Origin of the sequence: Oxobacter pfennigii (assembly GCF_001317355.1) — a bacterium.
GTDB lineage: Bacteria > Bacillota > Clostridia > Clostridiales > Oxobacteraceae > Oxobacter > Oxobacter pfennigii.
Genome location: NZ_LKET01000016.1, coordinates 227,892 through 233,891 on the forward strand (window position 1 = coordinate 227,892; position 6,000 = coordinate 233,891).

The 6,000-nt window shown below is 41.6% G+C and carries 7 protein-coding genes; all 7 read left to right on the forward strand.

Annotation, left to right across the window (positions count from 1 at the left end; all coding sequences use genetic code 11):
* The first annotated feature begins 709 nt into the window (after positions 1 to 709).
* The 7 genes from OXPF_RS02720 to OXPF_RS02750 all read left to right on the forward strand — a co-directional run bounded on the left by OXPF_RS02720 (position 710) and on the right by OXPF_RS02750 (position 5,803).
* Positions 710 to 988, forward strand: a complete 279-nt coding sequence (locus tag OXPF_RS02720) for an RNA polymerase sigma factor (protein ID WP_054873670.1) — start codon at positions 710 to 712, stop codon at positions 986 to 988.
* A 20-nt stretch (positions 989 to 1,008) separates the two neighbouring features.
* Positions 1,009 to 1,326: a hypothetical protein gene (locus OXPF_RS02725; protein WP_054873671.1), complete on the forward strand. Its 318-nt coding sequence runs from the start codon at positions 1,009 to 1,011 to the stop codon at positions 1,324 to 1,326.
* 267 nt (positions 1,327 to 1,593) lie between these two features.
* On the forward strand, positions 1,594 to 1,956 hold the full coding sequence (locus tag OXPF_RS02730; RefSeq protein WP_054873672.1) for a hypothetical protein: 363 nt from the start codon (positions 1,594 to 1,596) through the stop codon (positions 1,954 to 1,956).
* A gap of 292 nt (positions 1,957 to 2,248) precedes the next feature.
* Positions 2,249 to 2,659, forward strand: coding sequence for an RNA polymerase sigma factor (locus OXPF_RS02735; RefSeq protein ID WP_083479663.1), 411 nt, complete (start codon positions 2,249 to 2,251; stop codon positions 2,657 to 2,659).
* Between the two features lie 446 nt (positions 2,660 to 3,105).
* Positions 3,106 to 3,597 (forward strand): RNA polymerase sigma factor, encoded by a 492-nt coding sequence (locus OXPF_RS02740; RefSeq protein ID WP_054873673.1) that lies wholly within the window; start codon positions 3,106 to 3,108, stop codon positions 3,595 to 3,597.
* Entirely contained in the window at positions 3,584 to 4,990 is a 1,407-nt protein-coding gene (locus OXPF_RS22280; protein WP_054873674.1) for a hypothetical protein, read from the forward strand. The genes OXPF_RS02740 and OXPF_RS22280 overlap by 14 nt, the downstream gene beginning before the upstream one ends.
* Positions 4,991 to 5,176: 186 nt before the next feature.
* Positions 5,177 to 5,803: a leucine-rich repeat domain-containing protein gene (locus OXPF_RS02750; protein WP_054873675.1), complete on the forward strand. Its 627-nt coding sequence runs from the start codon at positions 5,177 to 5,179 to the stop codon at positions 5,801 to 5,803.
* Positions 5,804 to 6,000: the final 197 nt, after the last annotated feature.

Consider the following 6,000-nt stretch of genomic DNA (forward strand, 5'->3'; position numbering starts at 1 on the left):
TCTTTCATAAATTCATTATGGACATATATTTTTACCGGCAACTTGAAGGCTGTATTCCCAATTTTGATATACGGCCTATATTTTTTAAAAGCAAAGGAGGAGTCAAAAATGGACAGCAACAGATTTTTTGGCTAAGTTGCACGTAGAACTGCTTTACAAGGAATAACGACAGGAGTTTAAGGATTAAATAAAGGCTGTGTGGCATTGATGCACAGCTCTTATTTATGGTAGATGGGAGAGAAAATTAACGAACAAAATACTTTTTATTGAAGATGATTTGAGCCTGAACGATGGAATTCATGATGTTAACCTTTACCTTGTGTTTCATTATTGGCTTATTGGCAAAACGCTATAAAAGGCAGATTCCCGAGAAACAAAAGACAGGCGACAATTGACCTTGATGTAACTGACTATCTAAATAGAACCATACAGACTAAATAAAAATCGTCTTCGTCGTTTAAAAAAACAACGGTTTTGAAACAACCTGATATGCTCCTTCTAAAGCAGACAGAGTACAAGCAAAGCTGTCGGAAGCTCCTTTCTCGAGTCTTTTCAGCCCTTCTGCTGTGGATTCTGACATACTTGCTTATTTATTTCGCATCATCTAAAATAGGAAAACAGTCTGTCGGATGATTTTTATAAAGATTTTTTTATAAAATAAGACTTTTTAGCTTTCTCAATCGTGTTACTGATTGAAAGGGGTGAGCCATTGGAAAACAATTCTTTATTGCGTACGGATAAAGAGTTGTCCGAGCTGTATGAGCGCAATATGGATATGGTGTATCGAATATGCTATATGCACCTGAAAAACCATGCTGATACAGAGGATGCCGTTCAAACCGTATTCTTAAAATACATAAGGTCTATTGTTACATTCCGTGATCGTGAACATGAGAAGGCATGGTTCATTGTTACGGCCAGAAACTGCTGCCGGGACATATTGAGAAGAAAAATAAGAGGTTTCTTATTCAGCGCAGGAAGCCTGTAATAGCAGCCTGTGCAATAATATTGGTTGTAGCATTTGGCCTGAGTCTTTTACCCATCCTCATACCGAACGATCATGGCGGGACCGATATTGCGCTGGCCGGACTGACCATAACAACATATGCGATGGGAAATGATGAACCTGTTCCTGTGATACTACAAGAAGGTAATCAAGTGGAGATGACATTAATGCCGGTGCCGCCAGGGAATAAAAAAATGGCCTATGCGTTTACCCTTGATTTTTTGAAGAAATTTAGTTTTATACGTTTGCAGGCAAAAACCAATGAGCAGGATGAGGCCGCCTGGATAGCTCAGAGGGAAATGAAGAAGTCGCTTATCTGATAGCAGACTTCAAGGAACCGTCACTGGGATCAAATACGATTTATTGGGTCCCTGACAATTCAGTTACAGAGCTGACGATTACAGCCTATGACGATAAAAGAGAAGTCCGGGCCGTTGTAACACTTCGAGTTAAGCAGGACAAAGAAGATGCTTTTACCGTAGAGCTTGCGAAAGTAAAATCATATCCTGCCCTTGCAGACAACTGATTCCACTGCTTTTATGAGCCAATGTTGATAATTGGGAATGACATTTGTGGGAGGAGTTAATATGAAAAAAATAGCTTTGTTTCTTATAGGTGTAAGTATGGTTCTTATGATTTCAGCTTGCTTTTCTGAAAAAGGCACAGCCAAGAATGAATTATCCGATTATAGGCCGATGATTTATGTGCAAGATGCTTTATACGGTGGAACTGCCGATGTTATCAGTATCTTACCAGACGAAGCGGTTTACATCGGAACAGTTGAAAAGGTTGTTCCACAAAACGAGCCAATGGTACGAGAGAATTTTGTATCAAATACTTTATCAGCGGGTAGTGAAATTTATTATAGCGAATCAGACCCAAATGTAATTTATGTGAAACTTTCGGACACTTCTCAAGAGCAATATTCAAAATATATAGCTATCGAGTAAACAATTCCAGATGACAGTTAATGCAGGGATGTTCTGTCCCGTCTGCTTACATCCTTGCAGCAGACCATGCTATCTTGTAAGCAGGCGTCAACTACCGTCAGCTTTCTTTATCTTGAAACAAGAAGCCTGTATAAAAAGGGGAGCTTATGGCAGATAAAAGCTCGACTACGCTTCCCTTTTTATATGTGCTTTTATTTTTATATTGAAGCTATCCCGAAATGCAAGATGAAAAAGATAAAAATTTTTGAAACGATTTCATAATAACGAAGTCTTATGGACAGGAGGTGAGAAAGTGACAGATTTCGGAGAAATATATACGGAGCACTTTTCCGATGTATATAAATATGTGCTGACTCTATGCCGAAACGAGGCCATTGCGGAAGAAGTTGCCCAGGAAACTTTTTTCAAAGCAATGCGGAATATAGACCAGTTTAAAGGAAGCTGCAAATTATATGTCTGGCTTTGCCAGATTGCTAAAAATACTTACTTCTCGCTTTCTAAAAAACAAAAACGGATGGCTCCAGATATAGATGCGGATTTCCCGGATATAACATCAGACTTAGAAAGAGATTATTTTAATAAAGAAACGGCAAGTCGATTACACGTTCTGCTTCATAATCTGAATGAGCCATACAAAGAGGTCTTTACCTTACGGGTATTCGGAGAACTGTCATTTTCTCAAATGATGTTTCCCTTCAAATAAAGAAAGGCAAAATTTACGGCTTGGTTTGAACGGTTCTTTTCAACAAGGAAAACCTGAACGCTATGTTTATAGATGATGGAATGCCGTAGGCGAAAAGACTGGGAAATTTAATGCCAGCGTAATCAGTTAAATGAAATTGCTAACTCAGGATCGCTTGATAACGGTACTGAGCGAAAAGAATCATGATGCCTTATAGATAAAGAAGGTAACACCCAATAGAAGAAAATGCGCTGATAAATACAAAGCGGCAGTAAATTACAATTTATCGAGCAGGCTAAATCTAATCAAAGGGATTTGGCCTGCTTATTTCTAAGGATAGACCAGTTGATACCTGTATAAAGATGTTCAAGTCATTTGATTCAGCCAATCCAATAGGGTATTTTTTTAAGATACTTTGCAGCCTTTTTGCCGTCTAAAGCGTATATAGGGTGAAGGAGGTGGAGTGCATGTCATATAAGTCCGGCCGGCTGGAGGACTTCGAGGCGTTTGTGACAAGGCATGAGAATAAGCTCTATCGCATCGCACTCGCCGTTATGGGGAACGTATCCGACGCAGAGGACGTGGTTCAGGAAGTGTTTTTTCGCGCCTATGAGAAAGCACCTGCGTTTGAAACAGTGGAACATGAAAAGGCGTGGCTCACCAGAGTAACGGTGAACCTCTGCAACAGCCGCCTCCGCTCTCCATGGAGGAAGCGTATGGAGCCGCTTTTGGATTTCTATCCTGCCGAGGAGCCGAAACAGCATGAGCTACTGGAGTGCGTTCTGGCCTTACCGTCTAAATACCGTGCTGTTATCCACCTGTTTTATTACGAGGGTTATTCCGTGAAAGACATCTCAAGTCTGACTGGGCAAAAGGAGAGTACCGTTCGGAGTCTACTCACCCGCGCTCGGCAAAAGCTCAAATCTGCCTTGAAGGAGGACGACTATGAAAGCATATAACGATTATATGGATAATATATCGGTTTCGGATACCCTGCATCGCAGGTTTACATCATATGCCACCAATACCAGGCCTGCACGCCGTTCAACTATGGTTAGGCGATATGCTGCAGCCTTTACCTGTCTCGCCGTGATTTTATTGGGCATGTTGACGGTGCCGCGGCTGCTTCCAGACAATGTAACGCCGATAACCGACTCTTCCCATCAACTAGGAGCGACCGGTCCCGCTATTACTAAACCTGATAACAAAAGACAAAGCGGCGCGGTATATCATGACATAGATATATCGCAAATTACCAGGCAGGAATATAAAGCAAAAGTGCCGGAAGGATTCATCTTTAAGCAAAAGTTAAGGCTCATGAAAAAAGATTTTCAAGATTTTAATATTGATTCCCATTGGGACGAACAAGCGCATTTTACTGAGGAGGATATAGAATCATCCCTGCACATATCCATTATCGACCCCGTTCTTCCCAGAGGGGATTATACGACAACTCAAGGCGTTTTAGTGGACGACGCTACGGACGAAATCATCGCGTACCGGACAGATTATTATTACTTTAACAAAGATACGATGGAATTTCAAAACAGGTTCAGTATCTTCTATTTCGGAGCGGCTCACTTTAATACGGCAGAAATCGAGCAAATGCAAAATGTAACCAAAACAGATGGTGAAGTCCATATAGATGATTTAGTTTTGCCGACCAATGCACATTTTAAGATGCCCCATGTACGTAAGCTGGTCTATCTGGAAAACGGCGTTGGTACTGCCATGGAGGCAGAAGCGGATGCTGTGATAACCGGAGGTAAGGTTGACCAAGAAAAAAGCCTTGAACGTTATGCGCAAGCTGATAAACAACTTATAACCTTGATGGACGCATCTGCCTTTGAATCACCAAGCAAAGCCATTGAGCTTACCGAAGCATATGAAGACCCTGATTTCGGTAAGTATCTGCCTGAGGACCTACCATCCGGCTTTGCTTTCGAGTCCACCGTGCGTTCTATCAATCAGGAGAGGAATAGCCTCAGCGCCCTGTGGACAAAGGGTATGAGCGAGGTCCATTGGCGCATTTCTACTCTGGGAGAAGATGACAAAGTACGGATCACGTCTGTTGCCGACACGCGGAATTACGATCTCTCCTTCTATCCTATTCCCCGCGCCGATTCTGTGCCCGATGAACTGCGGGAGATCGTGACTGATCCCATCTTCTCCAGCGAGGAGTTAACGCTGGAAGCTGTTCAGGCGCGAGCCGATGAGGTGTCGGACGCGGGCGATATATCCGATCCCCGTATGCGCTTTGGTGTGCTGTATGGGAATATCCTGGTGGAAATCAACGTCAAAGGCGCGACATCGGAGGCCGTATTTAAGATGTTACAGCAAATTGAGAAATAATTTTATTGTAGATATGGAACGATTCTATAAAATCATTCCATATCTACATCCCGATTGTTGTTCAGCGGATATTTGGCTAAGGATGGTGGGAAACGCTGTTATTAATGCGGTATGATAACGACAAATAAGAATTTGTAGTATATATTATTTATATAACCTTCTGCGTGGAAAAGGAGAACTTGTTAAATGAAAAAAATATTAAGCCTTATTTTTTCTATAGCTTTATGTGTGACACTTGCTGCTTGCAACAACAATCAGGCAGTAAATATAGATGATAATAGTGAAAACTCACCTCTTCCTGCCTTGCCAACAGTTCCGGAAACGGTGACAGACACACCAGCAGATAGCAGTAAATCAATGGATACAGCGCCTGGCGAGTATCAGTTCGCGGTTAACAGTGATAATACGGTAACCATCACCAAATACACAGGCGAAGGCGGAGATGTCAAAATACCGGCGAAAATTGATGGGAAAAAAGTGATCGCTATCGGAAATACATTCAAGGAAACCGGAGCCTTTCAGGGCTGCACCACATTAACTTCGGTTATCATTCCAGACGGTGTAACCGAAATTCAAGACAATGCGTTTCAGGGGTGTACCAGCTTGAAAACTGTTACGATTGCTGCCAGTGTAACGCTTCTTAGGAACTGTGCATTTGATGATTGTCCCAATTTGCAATCTATTTACTTTGAAGGAGATGCACCGCAAACTGCTAATTATGTGCTCAATCCACCACTCCCGACTATTTACTATCACGAAGGTGCAGCCGGCTGGACAAACCTTTGGTATAGCTGTCTTACGGAAACATACTGATAATGTTATTGTGGGATATTAAAGAAATAAATGAAGAATCCGCGGCTAATAAGTATAACGCGAAGTTTACAAATTCCAATTCGTACTATATAAGAGTAGAGATTTTCAATAATCTTTACTCTCTATTTTTTGTTATGATGAGTTTGATTGGCTGACGTAATTTCCTATTGGGACAACACGCCCGAAGATAAACTTGT